General features: G+C 65.9%; 21 protein-coding genes. 9 read left to right on the top strand and 12 right to left on the bottom strand.

Annotation, left to right across the window (positions count from 1 at the left end; translation table 11 throughout):
* Nucleotides 1–28: 28 nt before the first annotated feature.
* The 3 genes from VN706_12730 to VN706_12720 form a co-directional block, all read right to left on the bottom strand.
* Nucleotides 29–445 carry a hypothetical protein gene (locus VN706_12730; GenBank protein HXT16494.1) on the bottom strand — a complete coding sequence of 139 codons (417 nt, stop codon included), beginning with the start codon at nucleotides 443–445 and terminating at the stop codon, nucleotides 29–31.
* 101 nt (nucleotides 446–546) lie between these two features.
* Nucleotides 547–1,965 (bottom strand): hypothetical protein, encoded by a 1,419-nt coding sequence (locus VN706_12725; GenBank protein ID HXT16493.1) that lies wholly within the window; start codon nucleotides 1,963–1,965, stop codon nucleotides 547–549.
* 49 nt (nucleotides 1,966–2,014) lie between these two features.
* Nucleotides 2,015–4,999, bottom strand: a complete 2,985-nt coding sequence (locus VN706_12720; protein ID HXT16492.1) for a SusC/RagA family TonB-linked outer membrane protein — start codon at nucleotides 4,997–4,999, stop codon at nucleotides 2,015–2,017.
* A gap of 447 nt (nucleotides 5,000–5,446) precedes the next feature.
* Here VN706_12720 and VN706_12715 point away from each other — a divergent pair, with 447 nt between their 5' ends.
* Entirely contained in the window at nucleotides 5,447–6,463 is a 1,017-nt protein-coding gene (locus VN706_12715; GenBank protein ID HXT16491.1) for a helix-turn-helix domain-containing protein, read from the top strand.
* Between the two features lie 17 nt (nucleotides 6,464–6,480).
* Here VN706_12715 and VN706_12710 read toward each other — a convergent pair whose 3' ends face one another.
* Nucleotides 6,481–8,514: a M13 family metallopeptidase gene (locus VN706_12710; GenBank protein ID HXT16490.1), complete on the bottom strand. Its 2,034-nt coding sequence runs from the start codon at nucleotides 8,512–8,514 to the stop codon at nucleotides 6,481–6,483.
* A 192-nt stretch (nucleotides 8,515–8,706) separates the two neighbouring features.
* On the opposite strand from VN706_12710, the gene VN706_12705 reads away from it, so the two are divergent.
* Together VN706_12705 and VN706_12700 are read left to right on the top strand one after the other, a co-directional pair.
* Nucleotides 8,707–9,558, top strand: a complete 852-nt coding sequence (locus VN706_12705) for a TPM domain-containing protein (GenBank protein HXT16489.1) — start codon at nucleotides 8,707–8,709, stop codon at nucleotides 9,556–9,558.
* Nucleotides 9,558–11,384, top strand: a complete 1,827-nt coding sequence (locus VN706_12700) for a sensor histidine kinase (protein ID HXT16488.1) — start codon at nucleotides 9,558–9,560, stop codon at nucleotides 11,382–11,384. The genes VN706_12705 and VN706_12700 overlap by 1 nt, the downstream gene beginning before the upstream one ends.
* On the opposite strand, the gene VN706_12695 is transcribed toward VN706_12700, so the two are convergent.
* Together VN706_12695 and VN706_12690 are read right to left on the bottom strand one after the other, a co-directional pair.
* Nucleotides 11,367–11,927 (bottom strand): hypothetical protein, encoded by a 561-nt coding sequence (locus VN706_12695; protein HXT16487.1) that lies wholly within the window; start codon nucleotides 11,925–11,927, stop codon nucleotides 11,367–11,369. The two genes, VN706_12700 and VN706_12695, sit on opposite strands and share 18 nt — an antisense overlap.
* A gap of 408 nt (nucleotides 11,928–12,335) precedes the next feature.
* Nucleotides 12,336–12,563: a hypothetical protein gene (locus VN706_12690; protein ID HXT16486.1), complete on the bottom strand. Its 228-nt coding sequence runs from the start codon at nucleotides 12,561–12,563 to the stop codon at nucleotides 12,336–12,338.
* On the opposite strand from VN706_12690, the gene VN706_12685 reads away from it, so the two are divergent.
* Together VN706_12685 and VN706_12680 are read left to right on the top strand one after the other, a co-directional pair.
* Complete coding sequence (locus VN706_12685; GenBank protein ID HXT16485.1) at nucleotides 12,553–13,479, top strand: hypothetical protein; 927 nt, start codon at nucleotides 12,553–12,555, stop codon at nucleotides 13,477–13,479. The genes VN706_12690 and VN706_12685 overlap by 11 nt on opposite strands.
* A gap of 69 nt (nucleotides 13,480–13,548) precedes the next feature.
* Entirely contained in the window at nucleotides 13,549–14,070 is a 522-nt protein-coding gene (locus tag VN706_12680; protein ID HXT16484.1) for a hypothetical protein, read from the top strand.
* A 147-nt stretch (nucleotides 14,071–14,217) separates the two neighbouring features.
* On the opposite strand, the gene VN706_12675 is transcribed toward VN706_12680, so the two are convergent.
* Both VN706_12675 and VN706_12670 read right to left on the bottom strand, forming a co-directional pair.
* Entirely contained in the window at nucleotides 14,218–14,898 is a 681-nt protein-coding gene (locus VN706_12675) for a hypothetical protein (GenBank protein ID HXT16483.1), read from the bottom strand.
* Between the two features lie 86 nt (nucleotides 14,899–14,984).
* Nucleotides 14,985–15,341: a hypothetical protein gene (locus tag VN706_12670; GenBank protein HXT16482.1), complete on the bottom strand. Its 357-nt coding sequence runs from the start codon at nucleotides 15,339–15,341 to the stop codon at nucleotides 14,985–14,987.
* 89 nt (nucleotides 15,342–15,430) lie between these two features.
* Here VN706_12670 and VN706_12665 point away from each other — a divergent pair, with 89 nt between their 5' ends.
* Nucleotides 15,431–15,940, top strand: coding sequence for a YaiI/YqxD family protein (locus tag VN706_12665; GenBank protein ID HXT16481.1), 510 nt, complete (start codon nucleotides 15,431–15,433; stop codon nucleotides 15,938–15,940).
* A gap of 35 nt (nucleotides 15,941–15,975) precedes the next feature.
* On the opposite strand, the gene VN706_12660 is transcribed toward VN706_12665, so the two are convergent.
* The gene (locus tag VN706_12660) at nucleotides 15,976–16,530 is read right to left on the bottom strand and encodes a Uma2 family endonuclease (protein HXT16480.1); all 555 of its coding nucleotides are present in this window, start codon (nucleotides 16,528–16,530) and stop codon (nucleotides 15,976–15,978) included.
* Nucleotides 16,531–16,588: 58 nt separating this feature from the next.
* The gene (locus VN706_12655; GenBank protein HXT16479.1) at nucleotides 16,589–18,016 is read right to left on the bottom strand and encodes a BTAD domain-containing putative transcriptional regulator; all 1,428 of its coding nucleotides are present in this window, start codon (nucleotides 18,014–18,016) and stop codon (nucleotides 16,589–16,591) included.
* A 71-nt stretch (nucleotides 18,017–18,087) separates the two neighbouring features.
* Between VN706_12655 and VN706_12650 the strand changes: the two genes are divergently transcribed.
* Genes VN706_12650 through VN706_12640 form a run of 3 tightly spaced genes read left to right on the top strand, consistent with a single transcriptional unit; the run spans nucleotide 18,088 to nucleotide 20,995 of the window.
* The gene (locus VN706_12650) at nucleotides 18,088–19,263 is read left to right on the top strand and encodes a 3-oxoacyl-[acyl-carrier-protein] synthase III C-terminal domain-containing protein (protein ID HXT16478.1); all 1,176 of its coding nucleotides are present in this window, start codon (nucleotides 18,088–18,090) and stop codon (nucleotides 19,261–19,263) included.
* Entirely contained in the window at nucleotides 19,260–19,835 is a 576-nt protein-coding gene (locus tag VN706_12645; GenBank protein ID HXT16477.1) for an isoprenylcysteine carboxylmethyltransferase family protein, read from the top strand. The genes VN706_12650 and VN706_12645 overlap by 4 nt, the downstream gene beginning before the upstream one ends.
* Nucleotides 19,832–20,995 (top strand): NAD(P)/FAD-dependent oxidoreductase, encoded by a 1,164-nt coding sequence (locus VN706_12640; protein HXT16476.1) that lies wholly within the window; start codon nucleotides 19,832–19,834, stop codon nucleotides 20,993–20,995. The genes VN706_12645 and VN706_12640 overlap by 4 nt, the downstream gene beginning before the upstream one ends.
* A gap of 35 nt (nucleotides 20,996–21,030) precedes the next feature.
* Here VN706_12640 and VN706_12635 read toward each other — a convergent pair whose 3' ends face one another.
* Nucleotides 21,031–23,691, bottom strand: coding sequence for a protein kinase (locus VN706_12635; GenBank protein HXT16475.1), 2,661 nt, complete (start codon nucleotides 23,689–23,691; stop codon nucleotides 21,031–21,033).
* Nucleotides 23,688–26,579: a protein kinase gene (locus tag VN706_12630; protein ID HXT16474.1), complete on the bottom strand. Its 2,892-nt coding sequence runs from the start codon at nucleotides 26,577–26,579 to the stop codon at nucleotides 23,688–23,690. Before VN706_12630 ends, VN706_12635 begins: the two co-directional genes overlap by 4 nt.
* Between the last annotated feature and the right edge of the window lie 2 nt (nucleotides 26,580–26,581).

Here is a 26,581-nt window from a genome sequence, read left to right as displayed (position 1 = left end):
CTCCGACCAACGCGAGCTCAACGCAAACTCAATGGCGCGTTCGAATGCTGATCGCACCAGCCGCGTTTCCCTTCCCGTATTTGTACTGCGCTTCCGAGGCATTGTAGAAGTGAATCGATTCGACGGTCATCGCGGAGATGTTGCGTAGCTCCGTCGCGTCGCCGTAGAGTTGGTCATCGAGGTACACGTTCGGAAGCGCATTCGGCGAGCCCGGCTGAAGATCAACTTTGCCCCGGCTCACCAGGAACATAGGCCGCAGCCTATAGATCACCTCGAACGCGTTCATGGCGTGCGACGAGTCGATCTCGGTTCGCGAGATCGTCGACAGATCGGAGACGACGGCGCCGGCGCCGCGATGGCCCGTGCACGCCATCGCGACGGCGCACGACAGCGCGGCGAATAAAGCAGCGAATGACGCGCGAGCTGCGACTCTTCGTTCGGTCATCGAGCGCTCCGATCGAGACGGGCTGGGCGGCTGAGCGATCGCTCAACCGCCCAGCCGCCACCACAGTACCGCGCGCGTGCGCGAATCGTGCCGATCGTTCTTCAGGGTTGCGGGGTGATGTTGCCGCCGCGGGCAGCGGCTTCGCCGGACGGAATTGGAAGCGCCCGGATCAAGGCGTCATTGCTGTGCGTCGGGTCGGACGAGACCGACGGCATTCCCGGCTGCGTCACGTACGCACGATTGAACGCGCTGTACTCGCGGAGCGCCGTTAGATAGTACGGTCCTTCGTACACCAACGAGTACCGCATCTCGTACAGGATCTGCTGCCGTGCGGCTGCGACACTCGCGAAGGTCGGTAACGCCGCGAGTCCACCTTCGCCGACGTGCACGGCGTTCACGTCCGCCGTCGCCGCGGCCAGATTTCCCGATTCCGCTTCAGCCTGCGCGCGGAACAGGTACCAGTCCGCGGCGCGACGCAGCGCAATGGGGCGTGTCAGGTTCGCGCCGATCGTCGGATCGGTGATCGGATCGCGGAAGGTGAGCTGCAGACCGCTCACGCTCGACGACGGCGTCGCCGCGGTCACGATCTTCGCTGCCCGCTTGTCGCCGGCCTGAATCGAGCTCACGAAATTGTTCGTGAGGAAAATGTGATTGTCGACGAGCGGGCTCGTGAAGGACTCCGGCGCGCTCGGGTTGTACTGATAGTAAGGGCCGAACTGAAGCTGCGTCGCCGACGGCGCGGCACCGAGGCTGCCGATCGCGGTGTTCAGCGCCGTGATCGCCGTCGCGAAACACGTCGTACACGGCGACTGGTGATCGAGTCCACGCATCACTTCGACTTCACCTTTCAAACCGCGGTTGAATCGCGCGAAGGTGGCCGTCGTCGTGAAATCGCCGCTTTGCGTGTAGCCGCTCGGCAGCGTGAACGGGAACGACGCGCTGACGCCGGCCGACGTGAGCTGCGCGAAGGCCGAGTCGAGCAGCGCCGAGGTGTACGCGAGCACGGCCGTCTTCGTGCGAATCGGATCGTTGACCGACGGATTCGGTCCCTGGATCACTTCGCCGACCGTATCACGCAACTGCACTTCACGGAGATACTCGAGCGCGGCGAGCGTGCGGACGAAACCCGCGGTCGCCGACTGATCGCCGGCGCTGAGCGTGGTGAACGACGGGCTCGCGAGGAGTTGCTGCACGGTGCGCACGATCTGATAGTTGCCGGTCCATCCGGCCGCACCGATGAAATCCGAGTTGTCGATCGGCACGTTGATCAACTCGTTGATGAAGCGCGGCTCGTTCGGATCGATGCGCACCGTGTTGCGCGCCATCGTCTCTGGAAAGAGCAGATACACGAAGGTCGAGCCGACCGCGCGATCGTCGGCGATGATCCCCGTGACGAGATTCTGGATCGGCTGCGCGGTGCCGGCGACGAGGTTGTCCACGCTCGGCGCCGACAGTCCCTCATTACACGCGGCGGTGAAGACGAGAGTCGCCATCAGCGCCCGAAGAGTCTGTTTCTTCACGACGGAATTCCTCTCAGAAGTTTCAGAAGTTTCAGAAGTTTCGGAAGTTTCAGAAGTTGGCGTTGACGGAGAGCATGAACTGCCGGCTCGGTGGGTACGGAGCGAGATCCCACAGGCGGCTCAGTGGAGAGTTGCTGAAGTTCGACACTTCGGGATCGAGACCTCGATAGTGCGTCCACGTCCACAGGTTGCGTCCGCTCAGCTCGATGCGTGCGTCCTTGGCGGTGCCGCGGAACAACGTATTCGTGAGTCGTGAATTCAATCCGACGCTGAGCGTCAGCTCGCGCAGCTTTGCGAAACTGGCATGCTCGAGGAACGATGGAAAACCCTTCGCGTAGTTCGCCTGATCGGCGTTGTTCATCGCGGTGTCGGCCAGGTTGCCGCCGGCGATCGCGCTCTGGCCATTCACGCCGTTCTCGGGATACGTCTGGCTCAGATCCGCGAGGAAGCCACCATGTCTCCACTCGACCAGCGAGGACAGGCGGACGTTCCCGAACGTGAGATCGTTTCCGAAGCCCATCTCGAAATCGGGGCTCTCCGACCCGAAGAATGACTCGAGGCGATTGACGCCGGTGGAGTCGAAGCCGGTGAACGCCACGACTTCGTCCGGCGCATAGCCTACCTGCACCTTCGTGCGCGCGGTGCGCTCACCGAAGCCCGAGCCGGTGTAGAACGCCGGCACCGGCAGCGACGTCACGAGGCCACGGTTGTGCGAGAACGTTTCGTGCGACTGCCACGTGAACGCGCGCGTCTGAATCGGGATCATGTTGAGCCCAACCTCGATGCCGCTGTTCGTGAGCGACCCGCCGTTGATGACCTGACTGGTAAAGCCGCTGGACGGCGCGGGCGCCGCGGTGAGCACGAGACCGGTCGTGCGCTTCTTGTAGCCGGTGATCTCCGCCTGCGCGCGTCCGCCGAGCATCTGCAGATCGACGCCGCCTTCGGTTTCGCTCGTGACTTCGGGCTTGACGTTCGCCAGACCAATCTGCGCCGACGGCAACAGACCGACGATTCCGTTTTCGGCGATGGTGTTGAGGAAAGTGTATTTAAAGTTCACCGGCACGCGGTTGCCCGCCTGCCCGGTGGAGAGACGGAACTTCGCGTTGTCGAGGCCGAAGCGGCCCAGCGGCATGTTGTACGACACCGCGAACTTCGGGAAGGCATAGAATTTCGCGCTGTCGCCGTTCGTGCTCGAGCGCTCGCCGTTGATCGCGGCGGTGACCATCAGCCGCTCCTGCAACGTGAGGAACTCCTCCTGCGCGAAATACGAGAACGTCTTGGTCAGGCTATGCAGCTGCGTGACCGCGGTCTGCACGGCCGTCGCGAAGTTGGTGATTCCGGGGAAGAGACCTTGCCCGCGATCGACGTCCTGAACGAACGACTGATGCTCCTGCCGGAAGCCGGCCGACGTGCTGGCGGTGCCGAAGCGCATCGTGATCTTGTGAATGAGCGTGCCCTGCAAGTTCGCGTTCACCACGTCCGCGTTGCCATCGACGACGGAGCCCGGGAACGGACTGATGTTGCCGCTCTGCTCGACGTAGGTATTCGGCGGGGAATAGATGAACGAATGGTCGTTGTACGCGTCCACGCCGCCGAGCATGGTGAAGTTGAGCGCCTGGCGCTGCGTGGTGAGGATGCTCCAGTCAGCCTGGAGGTTGCCGATGAGGCGGAAGACGTCCTCAGGCGTGCGGACCGATTGCTCATCCTGCAGCACGTTCGCGCCGCCGGCGATGAAGGGATCCTTCACGAGCGCACCGGTCGTCGGATCGACGCGGCGCGGATCGAAGTACGTCGGCGTCGCACCCATGATGGTGTAGGGCGCGATGTTGTTGTTGTCGTTGCCGAAGATGCCGCGCTCGGTGAGCGTGTGCAGAATCTCCGTCGAGCCGGTGAGATTCAGCTTGCTGCCGATGAGCTGCGCGAGGTTCGTGCGGAGCGACTGCTTGCTGTATCCGCTGTTGACGGAAAGCCCGCCGTCGTGCTTCACCGTGCCCGACAGAAAGTACGACGTGCCCGAGCTCTGGAAGCCGCCGTGCAGGGACATGTTCGTCTCGTACGACAGGAGGTGATTGCCGTAGATGATCTCCTGCGGGTCGACGCAACCGGCATAGTCGGCCTGCGTGAGGTCGATGCCGAAATCGGCTTTCGCTTCGGCGACCGCCTGGTCGAACGTGAAGCAGCGCAAGTCGTATTTGTTCGCGAGCGTTTGGGTGCCGAGGCGCTGAATGATGTTGAACGACGGCGCGCCCGCCTGGCCCTTCTTCGTCGTGATGACGATGACACCGTTCGCGCCGCGCGAGCCGTAGATCGCGCCGGCCGACGGGCCCTTCAGGATCTGGATGTCCTGAATGTCCTCGGGGTTGAGATCGGCCACGCGGTTGACCATCTGGTCCTGATTGGACGTGATGCCGCCGCCGGCGCCCGTGATCGAGTTCAGACCGATCGACACCGCCGTGTTGTCGACGATGACGCCGTCGATCACATAGAGCGGCTGATAGTTGCCGTTGACGGTATTGCTGCCGCGAATCTGCACCTGCACGCCGCCGCCCGGTGCACCGGAATTTTGCGTGATGACGGCACCCGGCACCTTGCCTTGCAGCGCATTCTCGATGTTCGGCTGCGGCGCGCGCTGCAGCTCGGCGCTATTGACGATCGTCACCGCGTTCGCGGCGTTCTGCGTCGAGACCGACGTTGCCTGTCCGGTCACGACCACTTCGTCGAGCTGCAGCGGATCGCGACCGACGAGAATCGTGATCGTGTTCGCGGTGCTGGAGAGCAGCGCTGCCGTGCGACGAAAACCGATGCGGCGCACAACGAGTGTCTGCGCGCCGGCCGGTACCTTGTCGATGACGAACTGTCCTTCGGTGTTCGTGACGGCGGCGATCGTGGTGCCCTGCACCAGGACGGTCGCGGCCGGGATCGCGGTGCCGGCGCTGTCGCTGACCTGACCGCTCACGCGTCGTTGCGCCGACGCCGTGGCGCTCAACGCTGCGCTGAAGAATGCGGCGAGCAGAGATACGCTGAACCTTCTCACATCTCCTCCGTGATACGGATTGATGGGGGAAACGGCGCCGAATTCCGCACAGGGGTGTCGGACACGAGCGCACTGGACAACTTCCCTACACCAACCATGCAATACGACGAAAACGTTAACTAAGAACTCTTAATCACGATCGTAAATCGTTGTGGTACATCATCATCCGAGAGCGTACGATTCGCATGCATCTTTACACTTGTCTCGGCGCGCATCGCGTTCACCGCACCTTCTCGGTACGCTTTGCGCCACCCGGTGCGCACCGGCCGCGGATATTGACGCGATTCGCGGCAGAGGTACGCGAGTGTCACATTCGGCGGTGTATTTAAAGAATTCTCATCAAAGGAATGATCCCGTGCCGTTCGTCGCTCGGAACCGCCGGCGTCATCGGTGGGTAAGGGATTCGGGGTCGTCCATCGACCGACACGGAACGAGCATTTTCGGACAATGATCACTCGCACCGATCTCATCGACGTGCTCTTCGTCATCGTGCCGCATTCATTGCTGCTCGATGTCGCCGGTCCTGCCGAAGCGTTTCGTCTCGCCAATCAGCATCGCGAGCTCCACGGGTTGCCGCCGCGGTTTCGCCTCCGTTTCGCCGGGCCGCGCACCACACAGGAAACGTCGGTCGGCCTGGCGATCGCGGGACTGGAGCCGTTGCCGCACCATCTCTCGCCAGGGACGTGGGTCGTGGTCGTCGGTCAGCCCAGCGAACATCTGGGCGACGTCACGCCGGCCAAGATCGAGACTGTACGCTGGCTCCAATCGTCGCTCGCCGCGGCAGTGCGCGACGCTTCGAATGCGCATCGTTTGCTGACGATCTGCTCGGGAACGCTGCTCGCGGCGCGCGCCGGACTTCTCGATGGCCGGCGGTGCACCACCCATCATGCGGTGCTCGACACGCTCCGCGCCCTGGCGCCACGAGCCAAGGTGATCGAGAATCGCGTGTTCGTCATCGATGGCCCTGTCGCGTCGAGCGCGGGCATCACCGCGGGGATTGACGTCGCGCTGCATCTGATCGCCAACGAATGCGGCGAGGCGTTGGCGGCGAGCGTCGCCGAGGATATGGTCGTTTATCTTCGACGGTCGGATCGCGATCCGGAACGATCCCCGTTTCGACTGCATCGCCGGCACCTGCACGCCACGGTGCATCGCGTGCAGAACGCGATCACGGACGAGCCGGAACGCGACTGGAACATGGCGGCGCTCGCGCTGACCGGTCACACCACGGAGCGCCACTTGCTTCGCCTCTTTCTCGAGCACGCGGGCGTGTCACCCTTGCAGTACCTCCAGGCGATCCGGCTCGAGCGGGCGAAGCAGGCGCTCGAGCATGGAGCGAGTGTCACACACGCCGCGGCGGTCGCGGGATTCCGTTCGGATCTACAGATGCGGCGCGCGTGGAACAGACAGTGGGGCGGTTCACCGCGCGACGCGCTGAAAGTCGATCGCGCGACCAGCGTCTAGCAATCTCCACGCTCGAGCTACCAGACGCGCACGCGTGCGCCGGGCTCGATGTACAATCGCTGGCCCGGACCGACGCCGAACGCGTCATACCACGCGTCGAGATTTCGGACGGTATTCATCCGATAGGTTTCCGGCGCGTGATCGGTCGCGAGCTGTGCGCGCAGTGCCCTGTCGTTCATCGTCACACCGAACGATCGAGCGAACGCGATGAAGAATTCGCGATCGGCGCGACGCACGTACGCCGTGTCGGCACGCTTCGCCCCGAGCGATTGACGATACGCTTCGAACGCCGCGGTGAGGCCGGCGAGATCGGCCACGTTCTCCGTGCGCGTCAGGCGCCCGTTCACGTGCACGCCCGGCAGCGGTTCATAGGCAGAGAACTGTCGCACCAGCGGCCCCGCGGCGGTCTCGAAGTTCGCCGAGTCGGCCGCCGTCCACCACCGATGCATGCGGCCGTCCGGCAAATAGTCCGCGCCGAGCACGTCGACGAAGTGACTCACGTCGTGACCGATGAGCGCGCCGATCGCGCCGTATGCGGCGGCATCCGACGCGGTCGAATCGAACTTCGGCGGCTGAAGCAGCGCGGCGGCGAAGGTGTAGGCGTTCTGCTGGAATAGCAGAACGGCGGACACGAGATGCGGTCCCAGAACCCACTCGTGCGAATCGTAGGCGCTGCCCAGGCGCATCAATGCATGCCGGCGGCTTCGTTCCGCGACGCGCCGCAAATTGCCCGCGGCGTCTTTCGGATCGACGCGCAGATCGGTCCAGCGCTCCCACGTCTCGGGATAACCAATTCCGACGTACAAGGCATCGATCTTCTCGAGAGCAATTCGCCTGCTGTCGGGCGACAACCACGGAACGTTCGCCACGTGCCGGCGAAACGCCGCGGTCACGTTGCCGACAATGTCGCGAACGCGCGCTTTCTGGCGAGGCGAAAAGTAGCGTTCGGCGTATAGCTTGCCGACAGCGCCGGACAGCGCGTCTGCCGTCATCGCCAGCGCGCGCTCATCGCGCGTGCGCCGGTCGCCACGCAAATCGGCCGCGGCATCGGAGATCGCACGCGGCAACGCGTCGGCAACGTCGTCGATCGCGTGAAAACGGAGATAGTCCTTCCACGTGTCGAGCGGTCGCGAGGCCACGAGCGCCGCGACTCCCTTCACCGCCGTTGGCTGCCACGCGACGATCACTCGCTGTTTGCCGAGACCAGCGGCATCGAAGAACACGTCCCAATCGAAGCCCGGCGCCTGCCGCGCGAACTCCGAGCGCGACCACTCGTTGTCAGCGTTGCGATCGACCGCTGACGCCGGAAGCGTCGCATGCGACACGGCGATGGCCGTTTCGAGCGCCACCACCGAGTCGGCGCGCCGATCCGGATGATCGAATCCCGCGAGAGTCAGCGCGTGCGCGACGTAGGTCCGATAACGCGCGCGGCGCGCTTCGCCGGCGGAGTCCGTCGCCACGTATCGATCGCGATCGCCAAGGCCAAGGCCGCCCTGCACGAGAAAGGCTGTGTACGTGTGTTCGCCATGAATGCTGTGCTCGACGGAGAGGCCGAGGATCGAGCGAGACGCGAAGATGCCGATGTTGAGCGGGTCGACGTCGGCGCGCATGGTGGCGCCAAGGAAGCGGGTGAGCGCACGCTTGTCGTGGAGGGCAGCGATGCGCTCGAGCATCGGAGCCACCGCGCTGAGCCCTTTCGCGTCGATCGCATCGCGATCGAGAAGCGCCGCGCGAAAATCCGCGACCTGGCGAGCGAGCGAACCAGGTCGTGCCGTGCGCGCGTCGTTCAGCAGCGCGGCAATTTGTCGCGCGGTTTTCACGTCGATGTCATCGCGCACGCCCCAGCGGTCTCGCCCGGGTGGAATGACGGCCGAGCTGAGCCAGGCGCGATTGGCATAGGCGAAAAAGTCGTCGCCGGGTTTGACGGTCGTATCCCGCGTGCGCTCGGCTTGGAGCGGAGGCGCTTGCGCGTGAGCCGTTGCCGCAACCGGCACGCAGAGGCACGCGATGAGAGCAAGCGGAATGCGAAGGAGCATGTCGTCGACGCGCATATTCTCGCGAAGGTATCGGCCGTGCGCCTCGTTGTCGCAGCGTGGAATGACAGGTAACAATCATTTTCGGACACGAAACGCCGTCTTTTTTTTGCATCTCGGAACTCAAACGCGGTGCGCGAGGATTCCTGATAACCAATCGGAACTCGATACCTCGTCACTTTCTGGCCCTTGCGACCTTCTTTGCCGTTCGTGCCCACGCTCTACGGTGGGCCGAATCGCGCTATGCTCGCGGGGCTGCTGCTGCGAGCCGGCGCGATCGCCGCCGCTCAGACCGCGCCGCCGATCGCTCGGTACGTCCCACCGGTCCCCGACGCAACACATGTCTTCGTGCTCGATTCCGCGCACATCCTGTCGGCCGCGATGATCGCCGCGCTTCAAGACAGCAGCCGCGCGCTTCAGGCGGAGACCGGCGCCGATATCGCATGGGTGACGCTCCCGACACTCGGGGGCCGTCCGATCGAGGAAGCGGGATTGTACATCGGGCGCACGTGGCGTGTCGGATCGGCCGGCACACCGGGTGACCCGCTCCGCAACCGCGGCCTCGTCGTGCTGTATGTGCCGAACAAGGCCACGACCGCGGGGCCGAACTTCCGCGTCGAAGTCGGCAACGGCCTCGAAGGCACGATCACGGACTCGCGCTCGCGCGCGATCGCGAACGCCATGAGAGATTCCTTACGCCTGCGCCGTGTTGACGCCGCGTACCGGCTGGGCTGGGCCGCCGCCGCGAGCCTGGTTCGCGAGGATGCATTGCAGCAGCACGTCATCGCGGCCGCGCACTCGAAGCCGATGCCACACTTCGTGCAGCCGGCGCATCCGGCCAAGCCGCGCACGGCGCACAATTCCATGCCGAATTGGTATTGGTTCGCCGGATTTTTCGTGTTTTACATCGTTGCGCTTTTCTTGAACGACCCGAACAAAGCGAGTTCGAGGGATCGCGACTCGAGTAGCAGCGGCGACAGCGGTAGTGGAGGCGGCGGCGGCGACAGCGATTTCGGCGGCGGCGGCGGATTTTCGGGCGGCGGCTCGTCGGACACGATCTAGTGATAACCGTCGGCGCGTGGCTCCTTGCATGGTCGCTGATCCTCAGCGCGTTTGCCGTCTTGTCGTCAGCGGGAGGGCCGGCGGAGCTATCGCTCGGCGCGACGCTCATCAGACAGGTCGCCGCGGCGGTCGTGTGGACCGGACTGAGTCTCGTCATCGCCGCGTATCATCGGCGCGTGCGACGCACCACGACGAATCTCTGGCTCATCGCGGCGATGCATGTCCCTGGATTGTTTGCGGCGGCAGTGATCGCCGCCGCCGGCTCGATGTTCGTGCTACGAGCCGTGTCGCCGAACGTCCATCCCATCTTCTGGATGATGGTCGTGTTCTACCTCGACTTCGACGTCGGCGCGTACGCCGCGGTGATCGCGGTAACGGAAGTGGTCGAGCTTCGGCGCCGACTCGCCGCGCGCCAGCGGCAGGCGGAAAGTCTGGAACGATCGCTGGCCCGCGCGCGGCTCGACTTCCTCACCGCGCAGCTTCAACCGCACTTTCTCTTCAACTCACTCGGTGCGGTGTCGGAGCTCGCGTATCAGACACCGGCGGCGGCGACGCGTGTACTCCAGCAGCTCGCGTCCATTTTTCGCACGGCCCTCGCGACACGCGACGACGAGATCACCCTCGGCGAAGAGATCGCGGGGATCGAGCCATACTTGGACATTCAGCGTATTCGTTTCGCCGACTGGCTGCGCATCGAGTATCATGTCGACGACGCGGCGGTCGATTGTCTCGTTCCGCGCTTCGTGCTTCAGCCGCTCGTCGAGAATGCAATTCGACACGGTCTGAGCGGCCGCCGCGCCGCGGGCTCCATCGAAATCTCGGCGAAGGTCGATGCCTCTACGCTCATCGTCTCTGTCGCGGACGACGGCGTCGGCATGGATATGACGAGCTCGACGTCAGGCCGGCGGGGCATCGGTCTCGCCAACGTGCGCGACCGGCTGCGCATTCTGTATTCCGACGCGCACGACCTGCACCTGTCGCGCGGAAGCGCCGGCGGGACCGTCGTCCAACTGTGCATTCCGGCGCGGCGGCGTGAGGACCATCCGCGCGGCGCGACGCAGGACGTCGCGGTGATCGATGCGCACGAGGCTCGCACCATTCGCCTCCCGCGCGCGTTGCGGAATCCGTTCGTCATGCAGCCATTGCTCTGGGCGATGGGCGGACTGTTCTGGACTCAGCAGACGTACATGTATAACGAGCTCCAGGTGCCGAGGCTCAACCTCACGTGGCTTGGCATCGCACGGCTGGACATGACGTTCGCGGCAATCTGGGCGCTTCTCACACCGTGCGTGATGTTCCTGGCGCGGCGCGTTCCGCTTCGACGAAACGGTCTGTGGTGGCGCGTCTGCCTCTACGTCGTCGGCGCGGCGGTCATCGACATCGGCGACACGATGCTGTGGCGTCGGGCCGTGTCAGCTACGGACCCGTTCCCTGCTCCCTCGTACCAGTTGCAGTTGGTCGTCGGCATGCTCATCATCGGGATCACGGTCGCGTTCGCACATCGATCGGTGTTCGCGGCGTGGATGCGCCAGCGCGAAGAGGCGGCAGCGCTGTTGCGCGCGGAACTGGATGACGCACAAACCCGCGCGACGAAATTGCAATCAGTGCCGCCGGTGCTGCTGGAATCGCTCGACAGCATCGCCGTGTCGGCGCGGGGTGATCCGGGATTGACGGAACGACAACTCACGCGGTTGGCCGACTACGTTCGACTCGCCCTCGAGTGCACGGACGCGCGTGGCGTCACACCCGATCGCCAGCGCGCACTCGATGGATCGCTGACCGAGCTGTACCAAGCCCTCGGCACACGCTCACGATCGCGCTGCTAGACGCGTCATCAAGTGGCGTACGTCGCGTGTGAGGTCTTCGATCGCCTGCGCGAAGATCGCGGACTCGCCCAGCTCATACGATGTCGGGCTCCACTGAATGACGAGCGTCGATGCCAAGGCAAGCGCACCACGAGGTGACGCCAGGCGCTTGTCCCGCTCGGCCGGCGGCGTGATGCGCCACCACTTGTCCTTGCCATACGTGATGCGGCCGATGCGATACGTCCCATCCTTTCGCGCATCGAAGTCCTTTGGCGTGCCGGGAAAGCCCGTGAACCCGCGCTCACCGGTCGCCGACAGAATCACGTTCACCGTGAAATGCCCGGCTGTCCTGGCGCTGGGTTGAAACCACAGGAAGACAAACCCGGGACGTTCCGGCTCGGGCCACCGCAGGACGAAGCTGCTGGATTTCGGAAGGTTCGGCAGTGAGTGGTCGAGGGGACGAACATGCGGGAGAGCGACTTTCCAGCGTTTCCGCAGCGCGCGCATGAAGCGTGGAAAGATCCCTTTGGTCGTCGTTCGTGGGTCGATTGCGGACGGCATCATTCAGCGATCGTGGCGTCGTCGCCGCTGTCTGAACAGCGCGGCGGGACGAGCCGTTCGCAGGCCGTGACGAATCGAGTCGTCGCGGAACGGCGTGGCCAGATTCTGCCGGCAATGCGGCCGACCGGAATAGCCGGTTATTATAAAATTCTAATAACGCGCAGTTCGCGCGACGTTCGCATCGACCTCGTGCCTTATTTCGATCTAGCGCTGCACTGATTCGAGACGCCGCAGTTCGATCGTCGCTGGGAACTCCCTCATGTACCTCAGGGTTCGCGAAAACACCGGTCCACTCACGGGCCGATCTTCACCTGAGGAGAAGCAGCATGACCTTGCGAGCCACGCTCGCCGCAGCAGCTCTTTCGTTTTGCGCGGTTGCTTCTCAGTCCGATCAGAATTCGTCCGCTCTCATCACGTCTCCCACAATCTCGCGAGCTCGAATCCGGCCATTCTCTCGCAGCTTCCGGCGACGGTCACACTCGCCGCCGGGAACGATCGCGTAAGTGTCGGCCTCACGGTTCCCGTCGTCTCGTCGACGACCACCGTTACGGTGACGGCGTCAGGTGCCGGCGTATCGGTGTCGGCGAACCTCACGTTGCTTCCTCCTGGATCGCCGGCGCCGGCGAAGATGATCGACACGATCTTCGCCTCGCCGCTCACGGTCTCGGCCGGCACGTCGTCGACGGCGACGATCAAGCTCACGTCGCCGGCGCCGGTTGGTGGTCTTGTCGTCGGTCTCGAGACGAACCTCCCGAGCTCGGCGACGATGCCCGCGTCGGTGACGTTCGCCGAGGGAACGACCATCGCGACGGTGCCAATCACGACGTTCGTCGGATTTCCCAACAGCACGACGACGGTCGAGTTGACAGCGATGGCGGGCGCCACCCTCGTGCACAACGGGATCAACGTCGTCACCGGCAGCGTCACTCAGCCCTTGGGGCTTGGACCGACGACGCTGAACGCGCCACTCGTCAACGGTTTCGCGACCGTGACCGGCGGTAGCACGTTGACCGGAACGGTATCACTCAGCGGACCGGCGCCGAGTGGCGGTGCGGTCATCACGTTGGTGAGCACCGACACGACCGTCGCGACCGTCGCGCCAAGCGTCGTGATTCCGGCCGGCGCCACGTCGGCCAGCTTCGGCATCATGACGAAGTCGGTCTCGGTTGTGTCGTCGTCGAACATTGGCGGTGGGTACGCCGGCGGGTTCAATGTCGCGACGCTCGTGGTGAACCCGGCATCGTCGACCACGACGCCACCGCCGGCGCCGACGTCGATTGGTACGCCGACGCTCATCAGTCCGGCGGCCGACGCGCGCTTCGCGCCCGGCACGTCGATCACCTTCGACTGGAGCGACGTCAGCGGCGCGACCACATACACGATTCAGATCAGCGACAACGACAAGTTCACGTCGACGCTGGTGAATCAGACGCTCACGACCTCGCAGTTCACGATCTCGACGCTGCCGACCAAGACGTTGTGGTGGCGCGTGCGGGCCAGCTCCAGCAGCGCGACGGGAAGCTTCACGACGTCCCGTCGGTTCGAGTTGAAGTAGCGAAGTAGCACCGTCTTCTCGCCCGGGAAATCCCTCGGGCGATTCCAATATTCCTATCGAGAGGTCGTCATGCGGGTCATGTCCACGCGGCATCTGGCAACAGCACTCCTGCTCGCGGCGGTCGCGGGCTGCTCCGACGTGACGGCCCCTCCGTCGGGAGCTCTTGCGCCCAACAATGCGAAGGGAGTGGCAGGTGGTGGTGGTGGTGGTGGTGGCGGCGGCGGCGGGTCCGTGACGCTCGCCGACGTGTCGGGGACGTGGACGGGGTCGTACACCCCGAGCAACTCGGCCGGAACGGCGCTCGCCGGCGCCGCGCCCAGACCGTTCACGCTCCACGTGACGCAGGATGCCGCGGGAAATCTCGGCGGAGTCGAATGCGTGTTCACGAGCACGAATTGCGTGCTCGGCGTCGGCGGCAAGATCGACTCGAAGGGCCAGCTGACGCTGTTATTCAACTTCTCTTATAAGGGCACGCCGTCGACCGTCATCTGCGCGGACGGTTCGACGGCACTTGCGATCACGTCGCCCGGGGCGGTGGCCACCGACACGGGGTTCTTCATTTACTCAGCGAATCGCTGTCCCGTGATCTAGCGCGGCGCTATGTCCGAGCATGATTCATCCAGCGGGCGATACCCGCCAGTCGCGCACCCAGCGACTGGCGGGTATCGTTGCATTGGCGCTCCTCCTCCGCGCGCAAGCTCCGCGCGCAAGCTCAGCGCGCAAGCTCAGCGCGCAAGCTTAGCGCGCAACTTCGGCGCGCAGCTGCATGTGGTACGACGCGCCCGCACCCGAGAGCGCGACAGCGCCCTGCTGCTTTGCATTCGCGGTGTCGAGCGTCGCCGTCGTCTGGCCGCTCAGCACGTTACACGACACGACGCAACGAAGTGCTCTCCAGTGCACCGTACCGTCGTCGTTCGCGATCACCAGCTCGGAACTGCCGAGCCAGCGCCCACCCGCCGCGGTGAGCGCCGACATCGCGATCTTCAATTGGTTCGCGAGTGGCGACGAGGTGTTCGTGAGCGCACGCGTCGACGCATCAGCCGCGGCCTTCTCTTCCGCGTCATGCACCGCGCCGGTGAGCACCGACACGAGCACGCGAACCGAGTCGCCCGGTTCGAGACTCAGATCGGCGAGCGGGCGGGCCCCGAGCGCCTCGTCTTCGTGAATGCGCAAATGCCCCCGAGCGGGCAACTCGAGCATCGACGCGGCGGCGTGTGGTCCGGCGATCGAGACCAGGAAGTACGGTTGGTCGACGGAATCCGTCTGCGCGCGCGGCTCGGTGAGCGCGGCGGCATGGAGCGTGGCGATCGACAGACGAACCTTGGCCGCCGATGGCCGAGGGGGCGTCGAGAAGGCCGCGATGAGCGCGACGAACGGCGCGAGGACGGGTGCGAACCGGAGGCCAGGATTTGGGAACATGGCAGCTCGAAGGTAGAGGGTGAACACGACAAGTCACAGCGGTTCGCCGATGGTTCCTTGAGGCGCACCCTTCCTTATATAGAAGGTCAGTCCGGTGGCGACTTTTCCGTTGGCCGGAGCCGAATGATTCGCGACGGCTGCCGGCGCTGCGCCGGATCGTCATAGATGAGCACCAGTTGTTCGCCGGTTTCGCGACTCACGCCGAACACGGTCAAGAGCGGTCGCACCTGAATGTCCGAGGTCGTGCCAATTCGGTCGCCTGTGACCTGCGGCAGCGTGGTCACGGAATAGCTCACCGATCGGACATCCAGCTCCCGTGGAATGTCGATGTCGGCGCGCTCGATCGCGGCTGTCGCGGAGACAGGGTATGGGCTCGTCGCGATCGCTCGATTGCATGCCGTTCCGGCAACGAGGAGTGCGATGAGCGCTGTACATCTTGTCATCAGGATCGGCTCGAGGGCTTGTCTCGACTGAACCCGAGTGGCGAACGGTATGTTCCGAGCGAGCGAGAACCGTGCGCGCGCGAATGCGCATGAGAATGCTACTGTTCCTGGGTGCAAACCATGCAACCCGTGCAACGCGTGCGAACATGATCGTGTGGATCGACGCCGACGCGGCGCCGCGCGACGTCAAGGAGATCTGTCTCCGGGCGTCGGACCGGTTGAAGCTCGAGACGATTCTCGTCGCGAATCAGCGGTTGCAGATTCCGCCGGGCTACACGCATGCATCGGCGGTGCGCGTCGATGGCGGTCCCGACGTCGCCGACGCATATATCGCCGAGCATGCGGTGGCGGGCGACGTCGCGATCACGGCGGATATCCCGCTCGCGGCGCTGCTCGTTCCTAAAGGCGTGATTGTCCTTGATCCGCGCGGTGACGAATACACCGCGGAGAGTATCGGCGAGCGCCTGTCGGTGCGGAACTTCATGGATGCGTTGCGCAGCACCGGCGTCGAGACAGGCGGGCATGCGGCGTATGGGGCGCGGGACAAGCAGCGATTCGCCAATGCGCTGGATCGGGCGCTGACACGGGGGCGGCGATAGGCGTCCTGCGGCAGCCGCGGCAGCTTACGGCGTGTTTAGTGTTTTATAAATATCTGCTTCAGGTCAATTGATAGCGGCTGTGTCGCGCCTGGCGGGTACCACGTCAACGTGTCGCACATCTCGCGCCTGGGATGGTCGCGCGTGTACACGTGTATGACCTCGCCCTCCGGATCGACCACCCAGTACTCGGCGATGCCGCCTTCGTCGACGTATACGCGGGGCTTTACCTGGAAGTCACGCCGTCGAGTCGAGGGTGACAGGATCTCGACGACGAGCGAGGGAGTCGGCGCACTCTCCCAATCCTTGTCGTTGCCGGCGGCGGCCGGATGCGGCAACCGCACCATGAGATCAGGCTCGACCTCGACCTCTTCGCCAATGCGGAACACGGAGCGGGGATGGTAGACGAACCCAAGTCCCTGCGCAGCCACATACGGGTCGAGCACGCGCGTGAGTCGCGCGGCGATGGTTTCATGCGCGTCGCCGGGTGCGGGCGTCACGTAGAGAACTCCGTGCACCAGCTCGTACTTGTTGCCGTCGTCGGGCAGGCTGTGGACTTCCGCGAGCGTCCAGATCTTGGTCGCCGTTGTCATGATTCAGCGTACGCTCGGCGGCGGGGCCGAGTCAATGGTCCGGTTGCCTGCAATAGGCTCATCGCGCGCCCGCAGCCGGCCGATTCGGCGACGCCGCCCGCGGCAGCAGATCGAGCGCCTTTCTGCCGAGCGTATCAAAGAGTGTGAAAGTCGCGGTCGACGCTCCGACCGCGTCGACGGTGCCCTGCCGCGGCACCGCGGCCCGCATGTCGAACACGTCCGCGGTCAATCGCACCTGCCCGCGCACGTCGGCAATGCGACCGGTGACGACGTACCGCGCATGAAAGCGCTTTGCCGCGGCGCGCAACGCGTCGTCGGACTCTGTATCGAGATGCGTCTGCCGCGCATACGCCACGACCTCGCGGGGATCGGCCACCGAAGTCACTTCCGGAACGGACAGCTTGGCGGCAAGAATGTTCACCGCCTCGTCCTGAAAAAACGCGAAGTCGGCACTTCCAACATGTGTGAACGGCAGCACCACGATCGTGCTGCGCGTGTCGACGGACGCAGTGGATGACAGCCGGAGGACCGCGGCGGCGATGCCGACGGCCGCGACGATCGCCAACGCCACCACCCAGGTGGTGAATTTCCGCGGCGCGCCAGCCGGTCGCGGCGTCATGGCGACAGCAGCCGGAGCAACGGGAGCAACAGGAGCAACATGCGCGACCGCCGGCGCAACGACCGGCATCGCCGATGGCAACGCGCCCGAGGTGTGCGTGAGGACGCGCGCACGGAGTAATGCGACGAGCCGTCGCGTCTCGGGTGACGGCTCCATCTCGAAATCACGGTCCAGCGCCGTCGCGAATTCGCTGTACGCCTGCGCAAGACCGAGTCGATCGCCCGCGCGATCGAGCAGCGCGAGCAGTCGCCGCAGCGCCGGCTCGTCCAACCGATCGAGATCGAACGCCTGACGCGCGCGTCGCAACGCCGTCGGAAGATCCTTGGCATCCTCAGCACGCTTCGCGAGCGCCCAGGCCGCCGCGCACGCCTGCTTCCGAAGCCGGAGCCGCTCGCGCTCGACCCAGTTCTCGAACTCCGACGCGCCGGAGAGGACGAAGCCGTCGAGAAACTCGCCCGCGTACAACTGCATCGCACGATCGACGTCACCGGCGGCGATCGCCGCGTCGAACTCCGCCGCGTCGCACCGCAGTCGGTCCGGCGCCACGCCGACCTCCTCCTTTCCCCGGCTCACGATGGCGTCGACCGCAAGCTCGCCGCGCAGAAAGGAGATGCTCCGGTTGAGCGCATTGCGCGCGTTCGTTTCTGTCATCTCGGGCCAGAACACACCGAGCAGCGCGTCTCGGCGCCGGAGACGCCCCTGAGGACTCATCGCGAGGTAGGCGAGCAGCGCCAGCCGCTTCGGCTGCGCGAGAACCGCCGAAATCTCGCCTCCGGTGGGGTCTCGGAGGTCGAGACCACCCAGCAAAACGAGCCGAAGTGGCTCCGCGCGCGAAATTTCCGCCGCTGATTGGCTCAGGTTCGTCACAGGTTCGAGTCGAGTTGGGACCAGGGGAGCGCGGACCGGCACAGTTCCGCATCCACCAGCCGGAGTTCTTCATGACCATGCTCGCTCGTCGTTCCCGCTTCGTTGCGCCCGCCGCCCATCGCGCGCCCGCAACGTTGTCGCCCGTCATCATTGGAAGCGCGACGGCGCTTCCGCCGCATCGATACCGGCAGAGCGAGCTGTCGGAGATCGTACAGGCCGCCGTGCCCGCCGGGATGCAGCGCGACGGCAGGCTTCGCCGCTTCTTCGATTCCGTGCAGGTCGACGAGCGCTACTTCGTCGTGCCGCCGGAGCGCGTCATCCACCTGAAAGGCTTCAAGGAACGCAACGACCTCTATATAGAAGCGGCGCTCGAGCTGAGCGAACGCGTCCTGATCGACGCGCTGGCGAACGCCGGGATGGCGCCGGCCGACATCGGCATGCTGGCGACGACGAGCGTCACGGGGATCGCGGTGCCGTCGCTCGATGCGCGGTTGATGAATCGCATCGACCTGCCGCATTCGCTCGTGCGGATGCCGCTGTTCGGACTCGGTTGTCTGGGCGGCGCGGCCGGCGTAGCGCGCGTCAGCGATTGGCTGCGCGGCAATCCCGACCAGATCGCCGTGCTGCTGTCCGTCGAAACGTGCTCGCTCGCGTTCCAGCTCGACGCGCAGATCGGCAACCTCGTGTCGATCGGACTGTTCGGCGACGGCGCGGCGGCGATCGTCATGGCCGGCGCGCGTCATCCGCTTGCACGCTCGGGCGCAACCGCCGGCGGCGGACGCGCACGCGTGATCGGCGCCCGGTCGACGTTCTTCCCCGCCACCGAACGCGTGATGGGATGGGACATCGGCGACAACGGCTTCACGCCGGTGCTGAGCGCGAACGTTCCGACCATCGTTCGCGATCACGCGCCGGCCGCCGTGAATGCGCTGCTCAAAAAACACGGCGTCGATCGCGACGACGTCGCGCACTGGGTCATGCATCCCGGCGGTCCCAAGGTGATCGACGCGATGGAATCGGCGCTCGATCTCGAGGCGGGCGCGCTCGAACCGACACGCCGGCATCTCCAGCGCGTCGGCAATCTCTCCTCGGCGTCGGTGCTGTTCATTCTCGACGAGCACCGGCGGCGCATCGCCGCGGGTGAACGCCCCGGCGGCTACGGCGTCATGATGGCGATGGGCCCCGCATTCTGCGCGGAAGTCGTATTGCTCGACTTCGACGCCGCCGACGTGGAGGACGATCAATGAACCCCCTCCAGTTTGCGTTCACCGCGCTGGTGCTCGCGGTCGCCATGCAGCGCCTGTGGGAAGTCCGACGGAGCGCGAAGCATCAGCGAACGCTCATCGCGCTCGGAGCACGCGAGCACGCGCACGAACAGCTCGCGTGGATGCGCGTGCTTCACGCCGGATGGCTGGCGGCGACGCTGATCGAAGCGTGGCTCGTTCCGCGCGACGTGCCGACGGCGGTGATGCTGATCGCCGCCGTCGCATTCGCCGCCGGCCAGACGCTTCGCGCGCTCGCGATGCACGCGCTCGGTCCGCGCTGGACGATCAGCGTCATCACGTTGCCCGGCGAGCCCGCGATCGCGAAGGGAATCTTTAGACATCTTCGACACCCGAATTACCTCGGCGTATGTCTCGAGCTGCTGGCGCTGCCGGTGATCGGCGGCGCGTACGTCACGGCGATCGTCGCCTCGATCGCCAACGGCGTGCTTCTCTTCTTTCGCATTCGCGCCGAGGAAGCGGCATTGCGCTGCGACAGCCTGTACGAATCCACGTTGGGTGACAAACCGCGTTTCATTCCGGGAGTGATGCCATGAGCCAGTATGACAATTCCATCGCCGTGATCGGCGGCGGTCCCGTCGGTCTCGTATTCGCCCTCTGCGCCCACGCGCGCGGACTGCGGCCGCTCGTGATCGAGCGGCGCACGTCGGCGCGATCTGAATCGCGCGCGATCGGCATTCATCCGCCGTCGCTCGAGCTGCTCGATCGCCTCGGCCTCGCCGACCGTTTTCTCGCCCGCGGCATTCTCGTGCGCCGCGGTCTTGCGTTCGGCACGCGCGGCGTCGTCGGGGCGATCAACTTTCAGTGGTTGTCCGGCCGCCACAAGTACGTGCTCGCGCTGCCGCAGCAGGACACGGAAACACTGCTTCGCGAAGCGCTCATGGAACGCGTGCCCGATGCACTGCTCCGCGGCCGAACGTTGACGGGACTCACACAAACCGCCGCCGACGTCGAGCTCGAGATCACCGACGTGCACGGCAGCATCCGCCACGTGCGCGCCAGCGCCGCGGTCGCATGCGATGGCAAGTATGGACCAACGCGCGCACTGTGCGGACTGTCCTACACCGGCGGCGCCTACGAAGGCGCTTACGCCATGGGCGACTTTCCGGACACGACCGCGCTCGGCGAGCAGGGCGCGGTGTATCTGACGCCGGCGGGCCTCGTCGAATCGTTCCCGCTGCCGGAAGGCTATCGGCGCTGGGTCGTTCGCCGCGACGACGACGCGTGCGGCTTGCCGACCGCCGATGAAGTCGCGAACGTCGTACGCGCGCGTACCGGTCATGTCGTGTCGCCTCCCGACGCCCGTGCGGTCAGCGGTTTTCGCGCCGAGCATTGGCTTGCGTCGGACCTCTCGGCCGGGCGCGTGGCGTTCGTCGGCGATGCGGCGCACGTGATCAGCCCCATCGGCGGCCAGGGTATGAACGTCGGCTGGCTCGGCGCCGAGGACGTCGCGAAGACGATGGCGTCGTCGCTGCGGCGCGGCACCAATCTCGAAACGGCGCTCACGCGCAGCTCGGCGCGCCGGCGGCGTGTCGTCGGTGCCGCACGCCGGCGTGCGGAGCTCAACATGTGGATCGGCCGTCCGACGGCGCGGCCGGAGCGGCGTGAGCGCGTCGTCGGATTGCTGCTGCGCGGGCTTGCGGGGCGAATCTTCGCACGATCGGTGACGATGCGAGGGCTCCAGTTCGGGGTGTGATTAGAGAACACTTATACTCCCGGCCGACGCCGAAGCTAACCCTTCGGCTCGAGGAGCCGATCGAACGGTGCGTACCCACGCAGCGGCGTCGTGTCCGGGAACCAATGCAGGCGCCACCAGATGCCCCAGCCGATCCCCTGCGCGAACGCGTCCTGCAGCAGCGCCACCGCCTCGGCCTTGTGTCCGAGTCCGGCCGCGATGAATGCGCGCTCCTGCGTCGGCGCGCCGAGGAGTCCGGGATCCGTCATGCGCTCGAGCTGGTGCATGCGGCGCACGGCTTCGACTGTGTCGCCGGCGCGAGCCGCGATACGGCCCGCGAGTCCAATGACCGGCGACGCACTCGTGTCGACGAGCATCGGCGCGAGTGTCTCACCGGCGCGCTTGTAGTCGGCCAGCGCGTAGTAGGCGAGCGCCTTGCGGTACACCATGCGGCGATCGGTCACGGGATGGGAATTGAACCAGTCGATCGCGTCGCGCACGAGCTGCTGTCCGAGCTTGTCGTGCCCGTGGGCCATGAGCTCCTGGCCGGCTTGCATGACGAGATCGCCATAGAAGTCATAGGACCCGGAGCGCGACGGCAGCGTCCGCGCCGTATTCAGGATGTCGCGAATGTGCGCCGAGTCGCCGTCCCACGACGCGGCGATCAATTCGGCGCGCGCGGTCGACATCACGTCGGGCGCCAGGCGGTGCAACTGATTCGCCGCCTCGATGTTCCCCGCGCGGTCGCCGAGGTAGTGGTCGATCGACGCGATGATCTCCCAGCGCGACGCGTCGTCCTCGGGAGGAATCCGCTTGCCGTTCGCATCGCGCGACGGCGGCATCGTCCGCAGAAGCCGCAACGCTTCGCGGGGGCGGTTCTGATCCATGAGGATGCGCGGCAACGAATCGGCCGGAGGCGCCTCCGGCGCGATGGCAACCAATCGCCGTAACGCTTCTATGATCTCCGGCACGCGGCCGAGATGCTTGGCAACGACGTAGTCGTACAGCGCGCGCTCGAAGTTCGAGAGCTGATCCATGTGCGGCGCGAGTGCGTGCATGGTGCTGTCGCCGATGACCCGCGAGCGCGGGTAATAGGTCGAGCGATAGTTGTCCTGCACGAATTGCGTCTGCCACAGACGCGCTTGGTAGTACGTCGAGTCGAGCGCGACGGCGCGATCGATGTGCGTCATCGCCACCCCGCGCTTCACTGAATCCGCCGCGCGCAGCTCGAGCCCGGTCGCGAGCTCACGCGCCGCGGCGAACTTCGGCGCGTCGACAAGCGGCAGCGCCGCCGGGCCCAACGATGGCTCGGTCACGATGGTGAGGAGCGCGAACACGGGATCGAGCGCCGCGCGCACGGTGGAATCCGGCGCACTGCGGCGCAGGTCGATCGGACGCATGGCGCGAACGAGGTCGCCCGAGCGCGCATCGAGAATTCGAAAACGCAACCGCACACTGTCGGCGCCGTGTGCTTCGGCGGTCGTGACGAGCAGCGTACGTGCACCAGCCTTGCTCGCTCGCGAACGGGCGGCCGCATCGTCAGGAAGACTCGACGCGACTTCGACCCGACGAACCGAGGGCAGCGATTCGACGGTGCGCGCGACGAGATCGTTCGCCTGTGCGGTCGCCGCGACGAGCACCGCGTCGCGCGACTCCACCGGCGTCGATGCGACCAGCACGCGCGACGCATCGAGCTCGGCGGGACTTCCCATGCTGTCGCGCATGACGTACACCGCCGCCCCGGCGGCCACGACGATGACGGCCGCGCACGCGCCGATGACGACCGCCCGGCGCAGCGGCGCTTTCCGCGAATCACGCGGGGCGGACAATGTATTGACGTCAATGTTTCCAAGTGCATCCAACACCGCCCGCGCGTTCGCTGGGCGTTGCGCGCGGTCCTTGGCGAGGCAGCTCGTGACGAGCGCCGCCAAACCGCGCGGGATCTCCGGGCAGCAGGATTCGATCGGCGCCGGATGTTCGGTGATGTGCGCCGCCATCAACTCGTGCGGCGTGCGCGCGTCGAACGGATAACGGCCGGCCAGCATCTCGTACATCGTGAGCCCAAGCGCGTAGAGATCGGCCCGATGATCGGTCGTCGGATCGCCGAGCGCTTGCTCGGGCGCCATGTAGGCCGGCGTGCCGAGCGAGGTGCCGAGCAGCGTCAGGTTGGTGACGGCGCCATTCGATCCGTTGTCGAGAGAATGCTCGGCGCCGCTCCGCGCGGCGCTGATGGCCTTGGCGACGCCGAAGTCCGTGACCACCGCCGTCGCGCCGGAAAGCAGAATGTTCTCCGGCTTGATGTCCCGATGCACGACGCCGTTCTCGTGCGCGTAGCTCAGCGCGCGCGCCACGTCCGTCGCAATCGCGACAGTTTGCGTTACCGATAGCCGCGGAGTACGCCGCAGCAGATCGCGCAGCGACTCGCCGGCGACGAACGGCATGGTATAGAACGGCACACCGTCCGAGATTCCGGCACTCAACACGGGAACGATGTTCGCCTGCTGCAGCCGCGCCGCCACACGAATCTCGCGAGCGAACCGATCGGCGCTGACACCGGCGGCGAACGCCGGCGGCAACACCTTGATCACGACGTCGCGCCCCAGGCTGCGTTCTTCCGCGAGAAAGACGTGCGACATTCCGCCGCCGCCAAGCTCGCGCTTGATGTCGTGGGTGGCGTCCAGAGCAACGCGCAGCCGCGAGACGAGTAGATCGGTCATTGCTGCTCCAGCGCGGCCAGCCGTCGCCGCGCCGCGGCGACTTGCGGTTGCAGCTCGGCATCGGCATCGCGCCAAAGCATTATGAATTGCTGATAATGGTGCGCGGCCTTCGCGCGATCGCCGGCTGCATCATACAGCTCGGCAAGGCGGCGCTCGGCCAACGCGCGATAGCGCGAATCCGGACTGATGCGCTGCGGGTACGGATAGCTCAGGTAGCGCTCGAAGTTCGCGATGGCGGAATCGCGTTGGCCGCCCGAGTCGAACGCGCGCGCGACCTGCTGATACACACAGAACGGACACCAGTCCGCGTACGGATACACCACCTGCCGCGCCGCACGGAACTCGGCGATCGCATCCTTCCATTTGCCCTCGGCGAGCTCGATCTCGCCGAGGGCTTCACGCCGCTCGAACTCGCGCTCGCGGCGCACGACGGTGTCGGTGATCTCACGATCGTATGCATCGACGAACGTACGCGCGCGCTGCGGCTGTCCCGCGCGGGCGTACGCGGCCGCCACCTCGAAGTACGGACGCTCGCGCGGCGGAAGCGAGGTAACTGCGTTCGCGGCGAGCAGCGCATCCAGGCGTCCGAGCAGCGCGGTACTTGGCGCCAACGTGAGCTCGGCGGTGATGAACGGCAGCGAGTCTGTTAGAGATGTGAAGCGCAACGCGGCGCCGGCGTCGGCATAGGCCGCCAGCTCGACGCGGCGTGCTTCGGCCAGGCGGCCGCGCAGCCGCGCGATCCACGCCCGCTCGACGGAAATCGGGAGGGTCGGCTCGAGCTCCGCCAGCGAGTCGAGCTTGTCCTCGAGGATCAGGTGCCACAGCAGCACGCGCCGGGGTGTCGCGCCGCCGGGGAATCGCCCCTCCATGGCGGCGAGCACGGAGTCGGCTTCCCGATAGCGGCCCTGCGCCTGGAGGGCGATCGCCACATTGCCATGGAAGATCTGCACTTCGGGCGCAAGCTGCGCGGCGCGGCGAAACAATGGCTCCGCCTGCGCGTCCTCGCCGACGTAGCGATACTTCATGCCCAGGTTGTTCCACGTCGTCGACAACGTGGAGTCCAGCGCGAGCATGGTGCGATAAGTAGACACGACCTGCTTGAAATCCGGCGCCGCCCACGTGTGGTACTCCGTCTCGGCGAACATTCGCTCGGCGTCGGGCAGGCGGCCGCGCAACGCGTACGCGCGCGAGAACGCCGCATACGCGCGATCGGGTTGAACGCGCGTCCCCAGCAGCAACGAACAGTTCGTGAGCGTCGTCGCCAGGCGCACGTATGCGGACGCGAACGTCGAGTCGAGGGCTACCGCCTGCTCGAACAACGTCGTGGCGAGGAAGAACGCGCCCGCCGCGTTCGCGCGCATGCCGGCCGCGTAGGCGCGAAATGCGTCGAGCGAGGGTGTCGTCGCCTGAACGAGACGCGGCGACTGCCGCAGGTCAGCGAGCGATTCGCCGATGCGCCCGCGCAACTGCCGCGTCGCGTCGTCGACGGCGCCAAGGAGCGACGACGCATCGCGCGCCGTCTGGCGATACGACGCCAGCTCGTCGCCGGTCTGCGCCGAGACCAGCCGCACCGTGACCACATATCCCTGGCCGAGTCGCACGACATTCCCGTCGACGACGGCGTTGGCTTGCTCACGCTCGGCCAGCTCGCGCGCGACCGCGGCATCGACGCGCGTGTTCACCGGGCGCCGCATGCGGACGAGACCAAGGCTCACCGCACTGAGCGGCATCACACTGATGGCGCGCGACGGTGTCAGGGCCGCGCGTACGGCGTCGGACACGACGGAACCGAGTGCGCTATCACCGGGAACATCGAACTCCGCGATCACCACCGCCGGCTTCGCCGGCAGTGTGCCCGCCGCGATCAACGATCCGACGAATCCGATGTGAAAGACGCGCATGACGACGTAGGCGACGAGCAGAACGCCGACGGCCGCGGTGGCGCCGAGCTTCCATCGCCGCGAAGCGTACACGGGCAACACCGCACTCGCGCCGCTGTCGAACGCCGCCGCCGCATCGAACGCGGTATGTAATTCCGCCGCCGTCGCCGGCCGGTTGCTCGGCAACTTCTCGAGGCAGCGCATGACGAGTGCGGCAACAGGCGCGGGCACGTCCGGGCGGAGCTCGATCAGCGAACGCGGGCGCTCGACGAGATGCGCGACCGCGAGCTCCTGCGGTGTCCGCGCCTCGAACACGGGTCGCCCCGCAAGCAGCTCGTACGCTACGCAGCCCAGCGCATAGATGTCCGCGCGGTGATCGGTGCGCGGATCGCCCACCGCCTGCTCCGGCGCCATGTACGCCGGCGTCCCGATCGCGAGCCCGGTGGCGGTGATGCCGCTTGTTCCCGCGGCGCCATCGGTGGTGCCCGCCGCCACGATCGCGCGGGCGATGCCGAAGTCGGCCACCAGCGCATGCCCGCCCGACAACAGGATGTTCTCGGGCTTGATGTCGCGATGTACGACATTTCGTGAATGAGCATATGCTAATGCATCGCTCACGTCACGGAGCAGGCGCAGCGCTTCGCCGAGCGGCAGCTTTGGCTCGCGCACCAGCCGCGAGCGCAGCGACACGCCGTCCACAAGCGGCATCGTGTAGTACGGCACGCCGGCGGCGGTCGTCCCCGCCGTGTGAAGTGGTACGACGAGCGGATGCTGCATCGCGGCAGCGAGCTGTATCTCGCGCTCGAATCGCTCGGCGCTCAGGCCCGCGGCCAGCTCCGGCGCGAGCAGCTTCACGACGACGCGCCGCCCAAGTCGGATGTCGGTCGCCACGAACACGCGCGACATGCCGCCGCCGAGCAGTTCCGATTCGATCGTGAATGCGGCGCCGAGAGATGTTTGAAGATCGGCACGTGCATTGTTGCCGCCCGCGTACGCGTTTGCCGTCATCG

This window comes from Gemmatimonadaceae bacterium, assembly GCA_035606695.1.
GTDB lineage: Bacteria > Gemmatimonadota > Gemmatimonadetes > Gemmatimonadales > Gemmatimonadaceae > JAQBQB01.
Note: the sequence above shows the minus strand (reverse complement) of the source record. Positions and strands in the feature narration are given on the sequence as shown.

What these genes read in the sequence shown, in the direction of transcription:
- VN706_12710 (HXT16490.1), bottom strand. Translation starts at nt 8,514, where the DNA reads ATGCGCGTCGACGACATGCTCCTTCGCATTCCGCTTGCTCTCATCGCG.
- VN706_12660 (HXT16480.1), bottom strand. Translation starts at nt 16,530, where the DNA reads ATGACAACGGCGACCAAGATCTGGACGCTCGCGGAAGTCCACAGCCTG.
- VN706_12650 (HXT16478.1), top strand. Translation starts at nt 18,088, where the DNA reads ATGACCATGCTCGCTCGTCGTTCCCGCTTCGTTGCGCCCGCCGCCCAT.
- VN706_12665 (HXT16481.1), top strand. Translation starts at nt 15,431, where the DNA reads ATGAGAATGCTACTGTTCCTGGGTGCAAACCATGCAACCCGTGCAACG.
- VN706_12680 (HXT16484.1), top strand. Translation starts at nt 13,549, where the DNA reads ATGCGGGTCATGTCCACGCGGCATCTGGCAACAGCACTCCTGCTCGCG.
- VN706_12645 (HXT16477.1), top strand. Translation starts at nt 19,260, where the DNA reads ATGAACCCCCTCCAGTTTGCGTTCACCGCGCTGGTGCTCGCGGTCGCC.
- VN706_12635 (HXT16475.1), bottom strand. Translation starts at nt 23,691, where the DNA reads ATGACCGATCTACTCGTCTCGCGGCTGCGCGTTGCTCTGGACGCCACC.
- VN706_12730 (HXT16494.1), bottom strand. Translation starts at nt 445, where the DNA reads ATGACCGAACGAAGAGTCGCAGCTCGCGCGTCATTCGCTGCTTTATTC.
- VN706_12630 (HXT16474.1), bottom strand. Translation starts at nt 26,579, where the DNA reads ATGACGGCAAACGCGTACGCGGGCGGCAACAATGCACGTGCCGATCTT.
- VN706_12715 (HXT16491.1), top strand. Translation starts at nt 5,447, where the DNA reads ATGATCACTCGCACCGATCTCATCGACGTGCTCTTCGTCATCGTGCCG.
- VN706_12685 (HXT16485.1), top strand. Translation starts at nt 12,553, where the DNA reads ATGATCGACACGATCTTCGCCTCGCCGCTCACGGTCTCGGCCGGCACG.
- VN706_12670 (HXT16482.1), bottom strand. Translation starts at nt 15,341, where the DNA reads ATGACAAGATGTACAGCGCTCATCGCACTCCTCGTTGCCGGAACGGCA.
- VN706_12640 (HXT16476.1), top strand. Translation starts at nt 19,832, where the DNA reads ATGAGCCAGTATGACAATTCCATCGCCGTGATCGGCGGCGGTCCCGTC.
- VN706_12695 (HXT16487.1), bottom strand. Translation starts at nt 11,927, where the DNA reads ATGATGCCGTCCGCAATCGACCCACGAACGACGACCAAAGGGATCTTT.
- VN706_12675 (HXT16483.1), bottom strand. Translation starts at nt 14,898, where the DNA reads ATGTTCCCAAATCCTGGCCTCCGGTTCGCACCCGTCCTCGCGCCGTTC.